Raw genomic sequence first — 535 nt, 5'->3', positions numbered from 1 at the left:
CCGCTTTCAGACGGCCTCAATCATTCATCAGAAACACCATGAAACAAAAAATCTTCGTCCTCTACACCGGCGGCACCATCGGCATGACCCAAAGCAGCGCCGGCCTGCGTCCCGACACCGCTCTCGTCGATAAAGCCCTTGCCCCCTTTTCAGATGGCCTTGATTTCGAATGGCACGTTTGCCAGCCGCTCATCGATTCTTCCGCAGTAACGCTGCAAAACCAACGCGACTGGTTGGAGCTTATTATCGCCAAACTGCCTGACTATGACGGCATTTTGGTGCTGCACGGCACAGATACCATGGCATACACTGCCAACCTCTTCGCCCTTTCACTGCAAGGCTTGGACAAACCCATTATCCTGACCGGCTCGCAATGGCCTTACGATGCCGCCAACAGCGATGCGCCGTGCAACCTTGCCACCGCCGTTTCCGCTTTCTCGCTCAAACTCAAACAAGTGGTGATTGCCTTTGACGGCAAGCTCTTCCCCGCCGTCGGCAGCAGCAAAGTCAGCACCGAGACCGCCGCAGGTTTTGA

General features: G+C 55.7%; 1 protein-coding gene. It reads left to right on the top strand.

What is annotated here, in order from left to right; translation table 11 throughout:
- Positions 1-38: 38 nt before the first annotated feature.
- Positions 39-535 (top strand): asparaginase domain-containing protein (locus ACTHS8_RS10820; protein ID WP_440373711.1); only part of this gene is annotated, 497 nt, incomplete at its 3' end.

This window comes from Neisseria sp. P0016.S008, assembly GCF_051957775.1.
In the GTDB taxonomy this organism is placed as follows: domain Bacteria; phylum Pseudomonadota; class Gammaproteobacteria; order Burkholderiales; family Neisseriaceae; genus Neisseria; species Neisseria flavescens_B.
Note: the sequence above shows the minus strand (reverse complement) of the source record. Positions and strands in the feature narration are given on the sequence as shown.